This window comes from Cupriavidus sp. CPT47-8839-RL05A, assembly GCF_058792255.1.
Genome location: NZ_JBYTEG010000033.1, coordinates 1 through 16,280 on the forward strand (window position 1 = coordinate 1; position 16,280 = coordinate 16,280).

19 protein-coding genes are annotated in these 16,280 nt (G+C 66.9%); 12 read left to right on the top strand and 7 right to left on the bottom strand.

Translation table 11 applies throughout. From position 1 onward, the window contains the following. Positions 1–315 precede the first annotated feature (315 nt). The 4 genes from AC3WVS_RS29340 to AC3WVS_RS29355 form a co-directional block, all read right to left on the bottom strand. The gene (locus AC3WVS_RS29340) at positions 316–1,092 is read right to left on the bottom strand and encodes an enoyl-CoA hydratase (RefSeq protein ID WP_010809914.1); all 777 of its coding nucleotides are present in this window, start codon (positions 1,090–1,092) and stop codon (positions 316–318) included. Positions 1,093–1,185: 93 nt separating this feature from the next. Further along, on the bottom strand, positions 1,186–1,938 hold the full coding sequence (locus AC3WVS_RS29345) for an amino acid ABC transporter ATP-binding protein (RefSeq protein ID WP_492321488.1): 753 nt from the start codon (positions 1,936–1,938) through the stop codon (positions 1,186–1,188). A gap of 37 nt (positions 1,939–1,975) precedes the next feature. Next, entirely contained in the window at positions 1,976–2,629 is a 654-nt protein-coding gene (locus AC3WVS_RS29350) for an amino acid ABC transporter permease (protein ID WP_010809912.1), read from the bottom strand. 111 nt (positions 2,630–2,740) lie between these two features. Continuing rightward, positions 2,741–3,526, bottom strand: coding sequence for an amino acid ABC transporter substrate-binding protein (locus tag AC3WVS_RS29355; protein ID WP_492321447.1), 786 nt, complete (start codon positions 3,524–3,526; stop codon positions 2,741–2,743). A gap of 266 nt (positions 3,527–3,792) precedes the next feature. Here AC3WVS_RS29355 and paaG point away from each other — a divergent pair, with 266 nt between their 5' ends. Genes paaG through paaK form a run of 3 tightly spaced genes read left to right on the top strand, consistent with a single transcriptional unit; the run spans position 3,793 to position 6,464 of the window. Next, on the top strand, positions 3,793–4,617 hold the full coding sequence (gene paaG / locus AC3WVS_RS29360) for a 2-(1,2-epoxy-1,2-dihydrophenyl)acetyl-CoA isomerase PaaG (RefSeq protein WP_052181647.1): 825 nt from the start codon (positions 3,793–3,795) through the stop codon (positions 4,615–4,617). Between the two features lie 40 nt (positions 4,618–4,657). Further along, entirely contained in the window at positions 4,658–5,110 is a 453-nt protein-coding gene (gene paaI / locus AC3WVS_RS29365; protein WP_492321448.1) for a hydroxyphenylacetyl-CoA thioesterase PaaI, read from the top strand. 49 nt (positions 5,111–5,159) lie between these two features. Next, positions 5,160–6,464, top strand: a complete 1,305-nt coding sequence (paaK, locus tag AC3WVS_RS29370; RefSeq protein WP_492321449.1) for a phenylacetate--CoA ligase PaaK — start codon at positions 5,160–5,162, stop codon at positions 6,462–6,464. Positions 6,465–6,521: 57 nt separating this feature from the next. On the opposite strand, the gene mltA is transcribed toward paaK, so the two are convergent. Further along, entirely contained in the window at positions 6,522–7,667 is a 1,146-nt protein-coding gene (gene mltA / locus AC3WVS_RS29375; protein WP_492321450.1) for a murein transglycosylase A, read from the bottom strand. Positions 7,668–7,782: 115 nt separating this feature from the next. On the opposite strand from mltA, the gene AC3WVS_RS29380 reads away from it, so the two are divergent. Beyond that, entirely contained in the window at positions 7,783–7,998 is a 216-nt protein-coding gene (locus AC3WVS_RS29380; protein ID WP_439671014.1) for a hypothetical protein, read from the top strand. Positions 7,999–8,011: 13 nt separating this feature from the next. On the opposite strand, the gene apaG is transcribed toward AC3WVS_RS29380, so the two are convergent. Continuing rightward, positions 8,012–8,386, bottom strand: a complete 375-nt coding sequence (apaG, locus tag AC3WVS_RS29385; RefSeq protein WP_010809905.1) for a Co2+/Mg2+ efflux protein ApaG — start codon at positions 8,384–8,386, stop codon at positions 8,012–8,014. Positions 8,387–8,625: 239 nt separating this feature from the next. Here apaG and rpe point away from each other — a divergent pair, with 239 nt between their 5' ends. The 8 genes from rpe to AC3WVS_RS29425 all read left to right on the top strand — a co-directional run bounded on the left by rpe (position 8,626) and on the right by AC3WVS_RS29425 (position 15,940). Further along, positions 8,626–9,327 carry a ribulose-phosphate 3-epimerase gene (gene rpe / locus AC3WVS_RS29390; RefSeq protein WP_010809904.1) on the top strand — a complete coding sequence of 234 codons (702 nt, stop codon included), beginning with the start codon at positions 8,626–8,628 and terminating at the stop codon, positions 9,325–9,327. Further along, positions 9,324–10,067 carry a phosphoglycolate phosphatase gene (gene gph / locus AC3WVS_RS29395; RefSeq protein WP_492321451.1) on the top strand — a complete coding sequence of 248 codons (744 nt, stop codon included), beginning with the start codon at positions 9,324–9,326 and terminating at the stop codon, positions 10,065–10,067. The genes rpe and gph overlap by 4 nt, the downstream gene beginning before the upstream one ends. 421 nt (positions 10,068–10,488) lie before the next feature. Beyond that, positions 10,489–12,006: an anthranilate synthase component I gene (gene trpE / locus AC3WVS_RS29400; protein ID WP_010809902.1), complete on the top strand. Its 1,518-nt coding sequence runs from the start codon at positions 10,489–10,491 to the stop codon at positions 12,004–12,006. A gap of 20 nt (positions 12,007–12,026) precedes the next feature. Further along, positions 12,027–12,596 carry an aminodeoxychorismate/anthranilate synthase component II gene (locus tag AC3WVS_RS29405; RefSeq protein WP_010809901.1) on the top strand — a complete coding sequence of 190 codons (570 nt, stop codon included), beginning with the start codon at positions 12,027–12,029 and terminating at the stop codon, positions 12,594–12,596. 62 nt (positions 12,597–12,658) lie between these two features. Continuing rightward, positions 12,659–13,684, top strand: a complete 1,026-nt coding sequence (gene trpD, locus AC3WVS_RS29410) for an anthranilate phosphoribosyltransferase (protein ID WP_492321489.1) — start codon at positions 12,659–12,661, stop codon at positions 13,682–13,684. 11 nt (positions 13,685–13,695) lie between these two features. Continuing rightward, positions 13,696–14,499 carry an indole-3-glycerol phosphate synthase TrpC gene (gene trpC, locus AC3WVS_RS29415; RefSeq protein ID WP_492321452.1) on the top strand — a complete coding sequence of 268 codons (804 nt, stop codon included), beginning with the start codon at positions 13,696–13,698 and terminating at the stop codon, positions 14,497–14,499. A 3-nt stretch (positions 14,500–14,502) separates the two neighbouring features. After that, positions 14,503–15,132 (top strand): CYTH domain-containing protein, encoded by a 630-nt coding sequence (locus tag AC3WVS_RS29420; protein WP_492321453.1) that lies wholly within the window; start codon positions 14,503–14,505, stop codon positions 15,130–15,132. A 31-nt stretch (positions 15,133–15,163) separates the two neighbouring features. Continuing rightward, positions 15,164–15,940 carry a uracil-DNA glycosylase gene (locus AC3WVS_RS29425; RefSeq protein ID WP_492321454.1) on the top strand — a complete coding sequence of 259 codons (777 nt, stop codon included), beginning with the start codon at positions 15,164–15,166 and terminating at the stop codon, positions 15,938–15,940. A gap of 4 nt (positions 15,941–15,944) precedes the next feature. Here AC3WVS_RS29425 and AC3WVS_RS29430 read toward each other — a convergent pair whose 3' ends face one another. Next, positions 15,945–16,223: an acylphosphatase gene (locus tag AC3WVS_RS29430; protein WP_010809896.1), complete on the bottom strand. Its 279-nt coding sequence runs from the start codon at positions 16,221–16,223 to the stop codon at positions 15,945–15,947. Positions 16,224–16,280: the final 57 nt, after the last annotated feature.

Here is a 16,280-nt window from a genome sequence, read left to right on the forward strand (position 1 = left end):
AGAGCTTTCCTCGTTTCGTCAACCGTTTCAGCATCTTTTTTTGCTGCGGCCAGCGCGCCAACTTCGCTGCGCCAACCGATCCGGTCGACCCTGCAACCCGCGCCCCGTCTGCTTTGCAGCGCTGCGTTGTGTGTTGCGAGGGGGCGAATAGTAGGCCGGATTCGTGCACCTTGCAACAACTTTGTCACAACGATCCGCTATGGGTTCCGGGCATTATGTCGTAAGCCGTTGAGCGGAAAAGGAAATCCCGGAAAGACGAGTGCGGGAGAAACATAATACCCCCGCACTGCCCTCGGGTATTCCCTGATCCCGGCCTCAGCGATGCTGGAAATTCGGGCTGCGCTTCTCGACGAAAGCCGCCATGCCTTCCTTCTGGTCTTCGCTGGCGAAGGTGGCATGGAACAGCCGGCGCTCGAAGTGCACGCCTTCGGCCAGCGTGGTCTCGTAGGCGGCGTTGACCGACTCCTTGATCATCATGACCACCGGCAGCGAGAACCCGGCGATGGTTTCGGCAGCCGCCAGCACTTCGTCCAGCAGCTTGTCGGCCGGTACCACGCGCGATACCAGGCCCGAGCGCTCGGCTTCGGCGGCGTCCATCATGCGCGAGGTCAGGCACAGGTCCATGGCCTTGGCCTTGGACACCGCGCGCGGCAGGCGCTGGGTGCCGCCGGCGCCGGGCATGGTGCCCAGCTTCACCTCGGGCTGGCCGAACTTGGCCGAATCCGCCGCGATGATGATGTCGCACATCATCGCCAGTTCGCAGCCGCCGCCCAGCGCATAGCCGGCCACGCCGGCAATCACCGGCTTGCGGATCTTGCGGATGGTTTCCCAGTTGCGCGTGATGTAATCGCCCTTGTACACATCCATGAAGGAATACTTGGCCATCATGCCGATATCGGCGCCGGCGGCAAAGGCGCGCTCGCTGCCGGTAATGACGATGGCGCCGATGCCCTCATCCTGGTCGAAGGCGGTCAGCGCGGCGCCAAGCTCGTCCATCAGCGCGTCATTGAGCGCGTTCAGGGCCTTCGGACGGTTCAGCGTGACCAGGCCAACACGGCCACGGGTTTCGACCAGAATGTTTTCGTACGGCATGTCTTCTCCTATGTATTTGCAGGCGGATGGCACCGTCGCCACCGGCTGCGGGCTATTCTGCCACCGGTTGCGGCGTGGCGGCGCCGGCGCCGCCTAGAGCATATGCGCCAGGAATTCGCGGGTGCGCGCGTGAGCTGGTGCCCCGAACACTTCCTCAGGCGGCCCTTCCTCAAGAATCCTGCCCTCATCCATGAACACGACGTGGTTTGCCACTTCCCGCGCAAACCCCATCTCATGCGTGACGACCAGCATGGTCATATGTTCTTCGGCCAGTTGCCGCATGGTGCGCAGCACCTCCCCGGTCAGTTCCGGGTCCAGCGCCGAGGTCGGCTCGTCGAACAGCATGATGTCGGGCTCCATGGCCAGCGCCCGCGCAATCGCCACCCGCTGCTTCTGGCCGCCGGACAGGCGCGCCGGGTAGCTGTCCCGCTTGGCCAGCAGGCCGACCTTGCGCAACAGCTCTTCGGCCTTGGGCACCACCGCGTCGCGCGCCAGTCCCTTGACGGTCATGGGGGCTTCGATGATGTTCTGCAGCACCGTCATATGCGGAAACAGGTTGAACGACTGGAACACCATGCCCATCTTCCGGCAGATGCGCCGCACTTCCGCGTCCGGCACATATCTGGCTGTGCCGTCAGGGCCGGCGGCCGTCAGCGCCTCGCCTTCGATTTCAAGGGTGCCGCGGTCAATCACCTCAAGATGATTCAGGCAGCGCAGCAAGGTACTCTTGCCCGAGCCCGAGGGCCCGATCACCGCGGTGACATCCCCCTTGTGCAAGGTCAGGGAGACACCGCGCAAGACCTCCAGTGACCCGAACGATTTGAACAGATCCCGCGCCGCGATCATGATGCCGGGCGCATTGTGGGAATTGGCGCCGGTCGGGCTAGTCATCATGTTTGGCATAGCGTTTTTCGAGATTCTGGAAGAACCAGGTCAGAATCAGCGTCATCACCAGATAGAAGAGCGCAGCGACCAGGAAAGGCGTGGTGGTGAAATCACGCTGCACGATGCCGCGCGCGGTGCGAAGAATATCGTTGAGGGCCAGCACGTAGATCAGGGACGTGTCCTTGATCAGCGTAATGGTTTCATTGCTGACCGGCGGCAACACCCGGCTGACCATCTGCGGCAGCACGACCCGCCGCATGGTCTGGAAATAGGTCATGCCCAGCGCCTTGCTGGCCTCATACTGGCCGCGATCGACCGACTTGATCCCGGCGCGGAAGATTTCCGCGAAATAGGCCGCGTAGTTCAGGGCGAAAGCCACCACCGCCGCGGGAAAGTCAGGCAGGCGCACGCCGATGACCGGCACGAACGGCAGTGCGAAATAAATAAACAGCATCTGCAGCATCAGCGGCGTGCCGCGCATCAGCCAGATATAGCCATTGACCAGGCCGCTCAGCCACGGCCATGACGAGATGCGTGCCAGCGCCAGCGCAAGCCCCAGCGGCACCGACAGGGCGAGCGTGATGGCGAATAGTGTGAGCGTGACTTGCGCGCCCTGCGCCAATGGCGCCAGAAGAGATAAGACGTAGTCCATGCTCGCGCGAAACAGAAGGAGGTGGGATCCCGGGCGCCGGGACGGCGCCCTGGGTCCGGACATGGCGCGGCGCCCTGCCTGAACGGCGCAGGGCCTCACGCAGCGTCTGGATTACTTGGTGATGTCAGTGCCGAACCACTGGGTGGCGATGCGGGCTGCCGTGCCATCCTGCTTCATCGAGGCCAGGGTCTTGTCGAGCTTGCCGAGCAGCTCGGCGTCATCCTTGCGCACACCGACGCCATATTCTTCCGTGCCGAAGTTTTCCTCCAGCACCTTGTATTCGCCGGCACGCTTGCTGATCAGGTAGCGGCCCACCACTTCATCCACCACAATTGCGTCGAGGCGGCCGGTCGACAGGTCCATCAGCGCCGTCACGTTATCGCCGAAGGTCTTGAGTTCCTTCAGGCTGGCGGCGACCTGGCTTTCCTTCTTGATCGCATCCACCGCGCTGCTGCCGTCCTGCGCGCCGACGATGCGGCCGGCCAGGTCGGCCTTGGCTTTCACCGGCGAGCTGGCACCGACGATGACGATCTGGTGGTTGGTCATATAGGGCGCGGTGAAGCTGATGTTCTTCTTGCGCTCTTCGGTGATGGTCAGCCCGTTCCACAGCACATCCACGCGCTTGCCGTTAAGCTCCGCCTCCTTGGCGCTCCAGTCGATAGGCTTGAACTCGACCGTCATGCCGAGACGGCGGCTGGCCTCCTTGGCCATGTCGATATCGAAGCCGACCAGCTCGTTGTTGTTATCGCGAAAACCCATGGGCGGGAAGTTGTCGTCCAGGCCGACAATAATCTTGGTGGCCGTGTCGGCGCCGGCAGCGGGGGCCGCTTCTTTCTTGCCGCATGCCGCAAACAGCGCCACGGACGAAATCAGGAATAATGCAGCGATCTTCTTCATAGGAATTCCAATGCGAATGGGCGAGCATGCCGGGATCCGCACAGAGATGTCGGCCGGCAGGTTTCAGATTGTTGTTGGCAGCGCGATTATAGAGCGACGCCCGCGCCCGGCATTGCGGACCCTGCCGGCATCGGAAGCCACGTGCCAACCGGCAGCCAAAAATAGTGCTAACATTTGCCGACCGACTGGTCGGTTTATTTAAGAGGCGCCGTCGACAACAGCCGCCCGCGCCGACCGCGACAAAATATCCGGCAGGAGACAACCCAATGCCCCCGATGTCCACCTCCGCTGGCCAGCCGGTCAGCATCGACGCCGGCCCGGTCTTGCTGCAATGGCAGGGCCCGGTTGCCGTGATCACCCTGAACCGCCCCGACAAGCTCAACAGCTTCACCCGCGCGATGCACCAGGCGCTGCAGCAGGCGCTCGACCATGTCGAGGCCGGCGGCGCGCGCGCCCTGCTGCTGACCGGGGCGGGCCGCGGCTTCTGCGCCGGCCAGGACCTGGCCGACCTGGATTTCACGCCCGGGCACATGACCGACCTGGGCGAGCTGATCGATACCTGGTTCAACCCGCTGATCCGCCGGCTGCAGGCCCTGCCGCTGCCGGTGGTGGCCGCGGTCAACGGCACCGCGGCCGGTGCCGGCGCCAACCTGGCGCTGGCCTGCGACATGGTGCTGGCGGCGCGCTCGGCCAGCTTTATCCAGGCCTTCGTCAAGATCGGACTGGTGCCGGATTCGGGCGGCACCTGGCTGCTGCCGAAGCGCATCGGCATGGCGCGCGCGCTGGGCCTGGCCATGACCGGCGAGCGGCTGAGCGCCGAAGAGGCCGAGAAATGGGGCCTGGTCTGGGAGACCATGGACGACCCGCTGCTGCCGGAACAGGCGCTGGCGCTGGCCACGCACCTGGCCGGGCAGCCGACCCGCGCGCTGGCCGCGATCAAGCGCGCCATGCATGCCAGCGCCACCGCCACGCTGGACGCCCAGCTGGACCTGGAGCGTGACCTGCAGCGCGAACTCGGCCAGTCCGCCGACTATGCGGAGGGCGTCAACGCCTTCCTCGAAAAGCGCGCACCGCACTTCACCGGCAAGTAAGCCGCGCGGGCCTTCCCGCCACTCTATATAGGAGACCAGCTTGAAACAGGACCCCCAGGCCCTCGCCGAAGCGGCCGCCGCCGCCATGTATGATGCCGACACCTGCAGCCGCTGGCTGGGCATCACGGTCGAGGCCGTGCGGCCCGGCTATGCCCGGCTGACCATGCCGGTGCGCAAGGAATTCCTCAACGGCCACAGCATCTGCCACGGCGGCCTGATGTTCACGCTGGCCGATTCGACCTTCGCTTTTGCCTGCAACAGCCATAACATCAACACTGTGGCCGCAGGTTGCAGCATCGAGTTCCTCAAGCCCGTGCACGGCGGCGACGTGCTGACCGCCGAGGCCACCGAGCAGGTCCTGTCCGGCCGGCACGGCATCTACGATATCCGCGTGACCAACGCTGCGGGCCAGGTGGTGGCGATGTTCCGCGGCAAGTCGGCGCAGATCAGGGGACATGTGGTGCCGCCGGCGGAAGGGACGGAAGGCACCTGAGCAAATCCGGCAAGATACTTAAGATAAACGCCCCCGTGCAGGAGACGACATGAGCACGCGCCTGACCGATCTGCCCCTGGATGCGATCGAGACCGCCAGCCGCGCCGAGCTGCAGGCCTTGCAGCTGGAGCGGCTGAGATGGTCGCTCAACCACGCCTACGCCAATTCGCCGGTGTACCGCCGCAAGTTCGACGAAGCCGGGGTCCACCCCGACCAGCTGCATTCGCTGGCCGACCTGGCGCGCTTCCCGTTCACCAGCAAGCAGGACCTGCGCGACAACTACCCGTTCGGCATGTTCGCCGTACCGCAGGACCGCGTGGCGCGCATCCACGCCTCGTCCGGCACCACCGGCAAGCCCACCGTGGTCGGCTACACGCTCCAGGACATCGACAACTGGGCCACGGTGATGGCGCGCTCGATCCGCGCCTCGGGTGCGCGGCGCGGCGACAAGGTGCACATCAGCTACGGCTACGGGCTCTTTACCGGCGGCCTGGGCGCCCACTACGGCGTGGAAAAGGCCGGCCTGACCGCGATCCCCTTCGGCGGCGGCCAGACCGAGCGCCAGGTGCAGCTGATCCAGGACTTCAAGCCCGAGGTCATCATGGTGACGCCCAGCTATATGCTGGCGATCGCCGACGAGTTCGAGCGCCAGGGCATCGACCCGGCCGGCAGCTCGCTGCGCGTGGGCATCTTCGGCGCGGAGCCGTGGACACCGGAAATGCGGCTGGCGATCGAGAAGCGCATGGGCATCTCGGCAGTCGATATCTATGGCCTGTCAGAGGTGATGGGCCCGGGCGTGGCCAATGAGTGCGCCGAGACCAAGGACGGGCCGACCATCTGGGAAGACCATTTCTACCCCGAGATCATTGATCCCGACACCGGCGCAGTGCTGCCCGACGGGGAGTTCGGCGAGCTGGTGTTCACCTCGCTGACCAAGGAGGCGATGCCTGTGGTGCGCTACCGCACCCGCGACCTGACCAGGCTGCTGCCCGGCACGGCGCGCCCGGCATTCCGCCGCATGGAGAAGATCACCGGCCGCACCGACGACATGATGATCGTGCGCGGGGTCAACGTGTTCCCGTCGCAGATCGAGGAACTGATCCTCAAGCACGCCGAGCTGGCGCCGCACTACCAGTGCGTGCTGACCAAGGACGGCCACATGGACACGCTGACCGTGCGCGTGGAATGCGCCCACGGCAGCGAGCCGGCGCTGGCGCTGGGCGCGCGCGCGCGGCTGGCGCAGGAGATCAAGGCCTATATCGGCGTCACCGCCGGCATCGAGGTGCTGCCCGAGGGCGGCGTCGAGCGCTCGGTGGGCAAGGCGCGGCGGATCGTCGACCAGCGCCCGCGCTGAGGGCCGTCCACCATGAAGAAAGGGCGCCGCGATGGCGCCCTTTTTGCGTTGCCGAGGTCAGCTGCGCGGCATCAGCACCCACATGCGGCCGCCCTGCTTCATGCGGCCCGCGGTCTCGCCGGCGGCATCGCCCGCACCCCAGAAGAAGTCCGCGCGCACCCCGCCCTTGATGGCGCTGCCGGTGTCCTGCGCGAACATCAGCCGCTGGATCGGCTCGGTCGACAGCGGGCGCGTGGTCGACAGGAATACCGGCACCCCCAGCGGGATGGTGGCCGGGTCGACCGCGATCGAGCGCTCCGCGGTCAGCGGCACGCCCAGCGCGCCCACCGGGCCGTCGTTGTTGGCCGGCAGCTCGCGGAAGAAGACAAAGCGCGGGTTGATGTTGAGCATCTCGTCGACGCGGCCCGGGTTGGCGCGCGCCCACGCCTTGATGCCCTGCATGGTGGCCTGTGCCGGCGTGATCTCGCCGCGGTCCAGCAGCCATTTGCCGAACGAGCGGAACGGCTGGTCGTTGGTGCCGCCGAAGCCCACCCGCATGATGCTGCCATCGGCCATGCGGATGCGGCCCGAGCCCTGGATCTGCAGGAAGGCGGCCTCGACCGCGTCATCCACCCAGACCAGCTCGCTGCCGCGCATGGCCGGGTTCTGCAGCAGCTCGGCGCGGGCCGGCAGCGGGCGGTTGCCGAACTGTGCCGGCTTGCGGTACAGCGGCACCTGGAACTTGCCCTGGCGCGTGCGCGAGCCGTGCAGGATCGGTTCGTAGTAGCCGGTGATCAGGCCGTAGTCAGTGCCATCGCCGTTGACCACGCGGTACGGCTGGAAGTTGCTTTCGAAATAGGCGCGCATGGCGTTGAGGTTGCCGGCATCGACCATCATGCCGGCGGCACAGGCGCGGCTCCACTCGGCGCGCTTCTTCAGCGCCTGGCAACTGGCCTGCAGCGCGGGCCAGGCGGCGCGCACGTCGTCCTGGGCCCAGCCGCCGATTTCGGTCCAGCTGGCGGCCTGCAGACTGCCCTTCTGCGACGAGGCCGTCGGCGGCGTGGTGCCGGCCGGGCCGGTCTCGATGCGCGGCGGCGGGCCGCTCATGCAGCCGGCCAGCAGCACGGCCGCGCCGGACAGCGCCAGCCAGCCGCGCATGCGCAGCGAGCGCCAGGGGGAAACCGGGGAAATCCGGGAAATCGGGAAAGAGTCTGCGTATGCCATCTTGCTATTGTTCAAAGTCCGGGCCGGCGCAGCTTGCGGGGCCGATTGCCCCTACAATCCCACCGTCATCCTTCAACCACCGCCTGCGCCCCCGTGGGCCTGCGCCGCATCCGCCATGAGCAAGTTCTTCGAAGCCCATCCCATGCTGCTGTTCGCCCTGGAAGCCGGCGTGGCGCTGTTCCTGCTGATCTTTATCGTGGTCTGGACCATGGGCACGGCGAAAAAGAACCCGCGTCCCACGCGCGCCCCGTCCGGGCATCCGTCGCGCCAGCCGGCGCAGGGCGCCGCTGAAGCGCCGCCGCAGGATCAGGACAGCGCATCGCGCCAATAGGTTCCCGGCAGGGTCAGTGCAGCATGCGCGGCAGCACCAGCGCGAATTCAGGGATCGGCACCTCGAAGCGGTGGCCGTCCTCGGCCACGCAGAAGTATTCGCCCTTCATCGAGCCCACCGGGGTCGAGATGGTGGCCCAGCTGGTGTATTCGAAATGCTCGCCCGGCTTGAGCAGCGGCTGGTGGCCGACCACGCCCAGGCCCGCCACTTCCTGCGTGCCGTTGTCGCTGTCGGTGATGACCCAGTGGCGCGAGATCAGCTGCGCCGCCACCTCGCCGGTATTGTGGATGGTGATGGTGTAGGCGAAGGCATGGCGCCCGCGCTCAGGTTCTGACTGGTCCGGCAGGTACTGGGTGCGTACCGAGACGGAGAAAGCGTACTCGCTCATCGTGGGCAGGGCCGGCTTGAGGCGCCAGGCAGGGAAGTGGGTAGCCGCATTGTGCGGGATGGCCGCGGCACGGGCAAGAGCACCGGCAAGATCACCGCGCGCCGGGGCAGCGGTAGAATATAGCCCTTTCAGGGCCGGGCCGTGCCGGACGCCCACGCCTGATCCCCTCTGGCGCCCGCCCCTGGGCGCGCCGGAGACGCAAACAGCATTCCCCAGCACCCCACATCCTAGCCGCCGACATGAGCACGCCCACCTACCGCATCGCCCCGTCCATCCTGTCCGCCGACTTTGCCCGCCTGGGCGAGGAAGTGCGCCGCGTGACCGAGGCCGGCGCCGACTGGATCCACTTCGACGTGATGGACAACCATTACGTGCCCAACCTGACCGTGGGCCCGCTGGTGTGCGAGGCGATCCGCCCGCACGTGACCGCGCCGATCGACGTGCACCTGATGGTGCGCCCGGTGGACCGGATCATCCCGGACTTTGCCAAGGCGGGCGCCAATATCATCACCTTCCACCCGGAAGCCAGCGAGCACGTGGACCGCTCGCTCGCGCTGATCCGCGACCACGGCTGCCAGGCCGGCCTGGTGTTCAACCCGGCCACGCCGCTGCACCACCTGGACCACGTGATGGACCGCCTGGACGTGATCCTGCTGATGTCGGTCAACCCGGGCTTCGGCGGCCAGTCGTTCATCCCCGAGACGCTCAACAAGCTGCGCGCCGTGCGCCAGCGCATCGATGAGTACACCGCCCGCACCGGCCGCACCATCCTGCTGGAAGTGGACGGCGGCGTGAAGGTCGACAACATCGCCGAGATCGCGGCGGCCGGCGCCGACACCTTCGTGGCGGGCTCGGCCGTGTTCGGCAAGCCGGATGCGGACGGCGGCTACCGCGGCATCATCTCGGCGCTGCGCGGCGAACTGGCCAAGGCCGGGCAATGACCGAGGGCGTGTTCCTGCGCCGCAACGACTGGCGCGGCATCGAAGGCGTGATCGTCGACCTCGACGGCACCATGGTCGACACCGCGGGCGACTTCCACGCCTCGATCAACGCCATGCTGCTGGCGCTGGGCCGCCAGCACCCCAACCTGGGGCCGGCAGCGCCGATGTCGGAGGCGGAGATCGTCAGCTATGTCGGCAAGGGCTCGGAAAACCTGATCCGGCGCGTGCTGGACGCGCGCTTCTCGCCACTGCACGCCAACAGCCTGTTCGCCGACGCCTATGCGCTGTACGACCGCGAGTACATCCGCATCAACGGCCAGTTCTCGCAGGTCTACCCCGGCGTGCGCGAAGGCCTGGCGGCGATGAAGGCGGCCGGGCTGCGCCTGGCCTGCGTGACCAACAAGCCCTACAGCTTCACCGAGCCGCTGCTGGCCAAGACCGGCCTCGCCCAGTACTTCGAGCTGGTCTACGGTGGCGACGCCTTCCCGCTGCGCAAGCCCGACCCCTTCCCGCTGCTGAAAGTGGCCGACGCCTTCGGTCTGGAGCCGTCGGCAATGGCGGCGCTCGGCGACTCGGAAAACGACGCGCAGGCGGCCCGCGCGGCCGGCATGGGCGTGCTGCTGGTGCCCTATGGCTACAACCATGGCAACCCTGTACAAGGCGTTGACGCCGATGGTATAGTCGACTCCATTGCCCACGCCGCAGCGCTGTTTGCAGCACACTGGGCAGGTCATCGATAGTCCGAATTTCGTCGATCCCGACCAAATCCCAAACATTTCATGTTTCTCAACCGCAAACGCATCTCTTCTGGCAGTGATCGGCAGGCTTGGCCCTGGCGTCGCTGGCGCGCCTCCCAACAGGCGTAAAGTGCGTTCGCGAGTCTGCTGACGAGCCCTCGACCCGAGGGCCTCGCCACACCGGCCTAGCTGCCGGGCATTCCCACCAAAACCCGCCGCAAGCCAGCGTAGCCGCCATATTCGTGTGCTACGTTTAGCTCAAGAACGCGCCGCACGCCCTTCCCCGGCCGTGTGCAGTCTTGTCCGCAAGCCGCTTGCACCACGGCCCGCCAACGGGGCGGGTATCCATTCGCTCCAGCCTGATTGCCGATAAGCGGCGCCGCGCCCCTCCACCGCGCAGCGCGCGCCGCACAAGAGGACCGACATGACCGAACTGGAATTCAAATCGCTGGCCGACCAGGGCTACAACCGCATCCCGCTGATCGCCGAGGCCTTTGCCGACCTGGAAACGCCGCTGTCGCTGTACCTGAAGCTGGCCCAGTCACAGACGCGCGGCGTCAACACCTTCCTGCTGGAATCGGTGGTGGGCGGCGAGCGCTTCGGGCGCTTTTCGTTTATCGGCCTGCATGCCCGCACCCTGCTGCGCGCCTTCGGCAACCGCACCGAGGTGGTGACCGACGGCAAGGTGGTGGAAACCCACGAAGGCAACCCGCTCGACTTCATCGCCGAGTTCGAACAGCGCTTCAAGGTGGCGCTGCGCCCCGGACTGCCGCGCTTCTGCGGCGGCCTGGCCGGCTACTTCGGCTATGACGCGGTGCGCTATATCGAGAAGAAGCTCGCCGACACGCACAAGCCCGATGACCTGAACCTGCCGGACATCCAGCTGCTGCTGTGCGAGGAACTGGCCGTCATCGACAACCTGTCGGGCAAGCTCTACCTGATCGTCTACGCCGACCCGACCACGCCGGAAGCCTATTCGCGCGCGCGCCAGCGCCTGCGCGAGCTGCGCATGAAGCTGCGCCAGCCGGTGGACGTGCCGGTCACCAGCCCGTCGGTGCAGACCGAGGTCTACCGCGAATTCGCCAAGGCCGACTACCTGGCCGCGGTGCACAAGGCCAAGGAATACATCATGGCCGGCGACATGATGCAGGTGCAGATCGGCCAGCGCCTGGTCAAGCCTTACCGCGACGCGCCGCTGTCGCTGTACCGCGCGCTGCGTTCGCTGAACCCGTCGCCGTACATGTACTTCTACAACTTCGGCGACTTCCAGGTGGTGGGCGCCTCGCCGGAGATCCTGGTGCGCCAGGAAGAGCGCAAGGTCGGCACCAACGGCGACATGCGCAGCGAACACATCGTCACCATCCGCCCGTTGGCCGGCACGCGCCCGCGCGGCAATACGCCGGAGAAGGACGCCCAGCTGGCCACCGAGCTGCTGCAGGATCCGAAGGAGATCGCCGAGCACGTGATGCTGATCGACCTGGCGCGCAACGATATCGGCCGCATCGCCGAGACTGGCTCGGTCAAGGTCACCGACAAGATGGTGATCGAGAAGTACTCGCACGTGCAGCACATCGTCAGCTCGGTCGAAGGCACGCTGCGCGAGGGCATCAGCAACCTGGACGTGCTGCGCGCGACCTTCCCGGCCGGCACGCTGTCGGGCGCGCCCAAGGTCCATGCGATGGAGATCATCGACGAGCTGGAACCGCGCAAGCGTGGCATCTATGGCGGCGCGGTGGGCTACCTGTCGTTCGGCGGCGAGATGGACCTGGCGATCGCGATCCGCACCGGCATCGTCAAGGACGGCAACCTCTACGTGCAGGCCGCCGCCGGCATCGTTGCCGACTCGGACCCCGAAGCCGAATGGAGGGAAACCGAAGCCAAGGCGCGCGCCGTGATCCGCGCCGCCGAGCAGGTCCAGGATGGCCTGGACTCCGACATCTGAGAGAACAGGAGACAGACGCCATGCTGCTGATGATCGACAACTACGATTCGTTCACCTATAACCTGGTCCAGTATTTCGGCGAACTGGGCGAAGACGTGCGCACCTACCGCAACGACGAGATCACCATCGAGGAGATCGAGGCGCTCAAGCCCGACCACATCTGCGTCTCGCCCGGGCCGTGCAGCCCGAAGGAAGCCGGCATCTCGGTGGCGGCGCTGCAGCACTTTGCCGGCAAGATCCCGCTGCTGGGCGTGTGCCTGGGCCACCAGGCCATCGGCGAGGCCTTTGGCGGCAAGGTGATCCGCGCCAAGCAGGTGATGCACGGCAAGGTCAGCACCATCGAGACCACCCAGCAAGGCGTGTTCGCCGGACTGCCCAGGCACTTCGACGTGACGCGCTATCATTCACTGGCGATCGAGCGCGAAACCCTGCCCGATTGCCTGGAGATCACCGCCTGGACCCCGGACGGCGAGATCATGGGCGTGCGCCACAAGACGCTCGCCGTTGAAGGCGTGCAGTTCCATCCCGAGTCGATCCTGTCCGAGCATGGCCATGCGCTGCTGGCCAACTTCGTCAAGGCGCCGCGATGAGACTGCTCGATTCCGCACCTTCCAGCCCGCACCACGCCATCCAGACTGTCAACGAGAACGCCATGATCACGCCGCAAGAAGCCCTGACGCGCTGCATCGAGCACCGCGAAATCTTCCATGACGAGATGCTGCACCTGATGCGGCAGATCATGCAGGGGCAGATCTCGCCGGTGATGGCCGCCGCGATCCTGACCGGCCTGCGCGTCAAGAAGGAAACCATCGGCGAGATCTCCGCCGCCGCGCAGGTGATGCGCGAGTTCGCCAACAAGGTGCCGGTGGCCGATCGCGAGAACTTCGTCGATATCGTCGGCACCGGCGGCGACGGCTCGCACACCTTCAATATCTCGACCGCATCGATGTTCGTCGCCGCCGCCGCCGGCGCCAGGATCGCCAAGCATGGCAACCGCGGCGTCAGTTCCAAGTCGGGCAGCGCGGACGTGCTGGAAGCGCTGGGCGTGAACATCATGCTGACGCCCGAGCAGGTCGGCCAGTGCATCGAAGAGACCGGCATCGGCTTCATGTTCGCGCCCACGCACCACCCGGCGATGAAGAACGTCGCGCCGATCCGCAAGGAGATGGGCGTGCGCACCATCTTCAATATCCTGGGCCCGCTGACCAACCCGGCCGATGCGCCCAACATCCTGATGGGCGTGTTCCACCCCGACCTGGTCGGCATCCAGGTGCGCGTGATGCAGCGCCTGGGCGCCAAGCACGCCATCGTGGTGTACGGCAAGGACGGCATGGACGAGGTCTCGCTGGGCGCCGCCACGCTGGTGGGCGAACTGAAGGACGGCGAGGTGCGCGAATATGAGATCCACCCCGAGGACTTCGGCCTGCAGATGATCTCCAACCGCGGCCTGAAGGTGGCCGATGCGACGGAGTCGAAGGAAATGCTGCTTGAAGCGCTGACCAACGTACCGGGCACGCCGCGCGAGATCGTCTCGCTGAACGCCGGCACCGCGCTGTACGCCGCCAACGTGGCCGACTCCGTCGAAGACGGCATCCGCCGCGCGCGCGAGGCGATTGCCAGCGGCGCGGCGCACGAGAAGCTCGACCAGTTCGTGCGCGCCACCCAGCAGTTCAAGTAAGAGACGCGAATATGTCCGACATCCTGCAAAAGATCCTGGCCGTAAAGGCCGACGAAGTCGCCGCCGCGCGCAAGAAGCGCGACCTGCCCAGCCTGCGCGCCGAGGCCGAAAGCCTGCGCACTGAGCCGGGCCTGGCACCGCGCGGCTTTGAGCGCGCGCTGCGCGAGAAGATCGCCGCCGGCCAGGCCGGCGTGATCGCCGAGGTCAAGAAGGCATCGCCGTCCAAGGGCGTGCTGCGCGAGCACTTCGTGCCCGAGGCCATTGCCGAAAGCTACGCCAGCCATGGCGCCGCCTGCCTGTCGGTGCTGACCGACGTGAACTTCTTCCAGGGACACGCCGACTACCTGAAGCGCGCCCGTAGCGCCTGTCCGCTGCCGGCCCTGCGCAAGGACTTCATGGTCGACCTGTACCAGGTCTATGAAGCGCGCACCTGGGGCGCCGACTGCATCCTGCTGATCGTCGCCGCGCTGGACCCGGGCCTGATGGCCGAACTGGAAGCCTGTGCGCTTGAGCTCGGCATGGATGTGCTGGTGGAAGTGCACGGCGACGACGAGCTCGACGCGGCGCTGCGCCTGAAGACTCCGCTGCTCGGCGTGAACAACCGCAACCTGCGCACCTTCGAGGTGTCGCTGGACAACACGCTCGACCTCCTGCCGCATATGCCGGCCGACAAGCTGGTGGTGACCGAGTCCGGCATCCTCGGCCAGGCGGACGTAAAGCGCATGCGCGATGCCAACGTGCATGCGTTCCTGGTGGGTGAGGCGTTCATGCGGGCGCCGGATCCGGGCGTGGAGCTGGCACGGCTGTTTGCCTGAGCCATGGCCCAGGAAATCGAACTCAAGCTGGCCATCCCCGACGACGCCCTGGCCCCGCTGGCCGCCTGGCTCGACGCCAACGGCGCCCCGCAGGGCGAAGCCACGCTGCTCAACGTCTACCTCGATACCCCGGAATGCGACCTGGCACAGGCGCGCGCCGCGCTGCGGCTGCGCCGCAAGGGCGCGCAATGGCTGCAGACGCTGAAGACCGCAGGCAGCAGCCAGGGCGGCCTGGCCACGCGCCATGAATGGGAGACAGAGATCGCCGGCGAGGCCATCGAGCTGCAAACCTTTCCCGCGGAAGCGCAAACCGTGCTCGCGCCACTGATCGGCCGGCTGGCACCGGTGTTCCGCACCGACTTCGTCCGCCGCACCTGGCTGGTCACGCAGCACGGCGCCCGCATCGAGGCCGCGCTCGACACCGGCACCATCACCGCGCCGGCCAGCGCCGCGCAGGAACCCATCCAGGAACTCGAACTGGAATGGCTCGATGGCGACGCCGCGCACGCGGCCGATGCCCTGCGCGCCTTTGCCGCGCGGCTGGCCACCGTTGCCGCGCTGGCACCCTCGGACCTCAGCAAGGCCGCCCGCGGCTACCGCCTGGCGGGAATCGCCGAAGGCAAGGCCTCATAATCGCGGTTTTCCCGCCGAGCTTTCCTCACGCATGCAAGCCGATCTCTTCGCCGCCGAAGCCCCCCGCGCCCCCGGCGAACCGTCCCCTGCCGCCAGCCTGCAGGCCCAGGCCGACGCCCTGCCCGCCGCCTGGCGCACCTTGATGGATCCGTGCATCCGCGTGCCGGCGTGGCAGGACCTGGCCGCCTTTGTCGACGGCGAACGTGCCGCCGGCAAGCCGGTATTCCCGCACCATGTCTTCCACGCGCTGCACCTGACCCCGCCCGACGCGGTCAAGGTGGTGATCCTGGGCCAGGACCCCTACCACGGCACCGGCACGGTCGGCGGCGTTGAGCTGCCGCAGGCGCACGGGCTGGCGTTCTCGGTGCCGGAAGGCATCAAGGTGCCACCCAGCCTGCGCAACATCTTCAAGGAAATCGCCGCCGAGTTCGGCGCCAACGGCAACGGCGCGCCGCGCACCTCCGGCAACCTGGAAGGCTGGGCGCGCCAGGGCGTGCTGCTGCTCAACACCGTGCTGACGGTGGAACAGGGCCAGGCCGCCAGCCATGCGCGGCGAGGCTGGGAAGCCGTCACCGATTGCCTGATCCAGAACCTCGCCGCCAGCCGCCCGAGTCTTGTGTTCATGCTGTGGGGCAGCCACGCGCAGGCCAAGAAGCCGTTGCTGGGCGCCGGCCACTGCGTGCTGGAAGCGCCGCATCCGTCGCCGCTGTCGGCGCACCGGGGCTTCCTGGGCTGCGGGCACTTCCGCGAGGCCAACCGCTGGCTGGAAGCGAACGGCCGCACGCCGGTCGACTGGACCGCGGCCTAGTCCGTCAGATCGTCGGCCGGAATTCGAAACCGGCAAACTCCCCTTCCCCAGGCCCGACCTCGACCAGCGTCACCTGCGCGGCCGGCGGGCCCTGTTCCATCCACGCCTGCAGGGCTTCGAGCTGCCTGACCGTGCCGTGCGCCATCACCTCGACGGTGCCGTCGAGCCGGTTGCGCACCCAGCCGCCAAGCTCAAGGTCGTCCGCCGCGTCGGCGCAGGCGGCGCGGTAGCCCACGCCTTGCACGCGCCCATGCGCGACCAGGCGCCAGGTTTCCTTCTTCATGGCTTTTCCCTTTGGGCGCACGCCTGCAGCGTGCGCGATCTGTCATCCACACCAAGT

Bases quoted from the DNA above. Each gene is read 5' to 3' on its own strand.
- AC3WVS_RS29345 (WP_492321488.1), bottom strand. From the start codon at position 1,938: ATGATCGCGGCGCGGGATCTGTTCAAATCGTTCGGGTCACTGGAGGTC.
- AC3WVS_RS29430 (WP_010809896.1), bottom strand. From the start codon at position 16,223: ATGAAGAAGGAAACCTGGCGCCTGGTCGCGCATGGGCGCGTGCAAGGC.
- AC3WVS_RS29350 (WP_010809912.1), bottom strand. From the start codon at position 2,629: ATGGACTACGTCTTATCTCTTCTGGCGCCATTGGCGCAGGGCGCGCAA.
- rpe (WP_010809904.1), top strand. From the start codon at position 8,626: ATGAGCACGCCCACCTACCGCATCGCCCCGTCCATCCTGTCCGCCGAC.
- mltA (WP_492321450.1), bottom strand. From the start codon at position 7,667: ATGGCATACGCAGACTCTTTCCCGATTTCCCGGATTTCCCCGGTTTCC.
- trpC (WP_492321452.1), top strand. From the start codon at position 13,696: ATGTCCGACATCCTGCAAAAGATCCTGGCCGTAAAGGCCGACGAAGTC.
- AC3WVS_RS29420 (WP_492321453.1), top strand. From the start codon at position 14,503: ATGGCCCAGGAAATCGAACTCAAGCTGGCCATCCCCGACGACGCCCTG.
- AC3WVS_RS29355 (WP_492321447.1), bottom strand. From the start codon at position 3,526: ATGAAGAAGATCGCTGCATTATTCCTGATTTCGTCCGTGGCGCTGTTT.
- apaG (WP_010809905.1), bottom strand. From the start codon at position 8,386: ATGAGCGAGTACGCTTTCTCCGTCTCGGTACGCACCCAGTACCTGCCG.
- trpE (WP_010809902.1), top strand. From the start codon at position 10,489: ATGACCGAACTGGAATTCAAATCGCTGGCCGACCAGGGCTACAACCGC.
- trpD (WP_492321489.1), top strand. From the start codon at position 12,659: ATGATCACGCCGCAAGAAGCCCTGACGCGCTGCATCGAGCACCGCGAA.
- gph (WP_492321451.1), top strand. From the start codon at position 9,324: ATGACCGAGGGCGTGTTCCTGCGCCGCAACGACTGGCGCGGCATCGAA.
- AC3WVS_RS29340 (WP_010809914.1), bottom strand. From the start codon at position 1,092: ATGCCGTACGAAAACATTCTGGTCGAAACCCGTGGCCGTGTTGGCCTG.
- paaG (WP_052181647.1), top strand. From the start codon at position 3,793: ATGCCCCCGATGTCCACCTCCGCTGGCCAGCCGGTCAGCATCGACGCC.
- paaK (WP_492321449.1), top strand. From the start codon at position 5,160: ATGAGCACGCGCCTGACCGATCTGCCCCTGGATGCGATCGAGACCGCC.
- AC3WVS_RS29425 (WP_492321454.1), top strand. From the start codon at position 15,164: ATGCAAGCCGATCTCTTCGCCGCCGAAGCCCCCCGCGCCCCCGGCGAA.
- AC3WVS_RS29380 (WP_439671014.1), top strand. From the start codon at position 7,783: ATGAGCAAGTTCTTCGAAGCCCATCCCATGCTGCTGTTCGCCCTGGAA.
- AC3WVS_RS29405 (WP_010809901.1), top strand. From the start codon at position 12,027: ATGCTGCTGATGATCGACAACTACGATTCGTTCACCTATAACCTGGTC.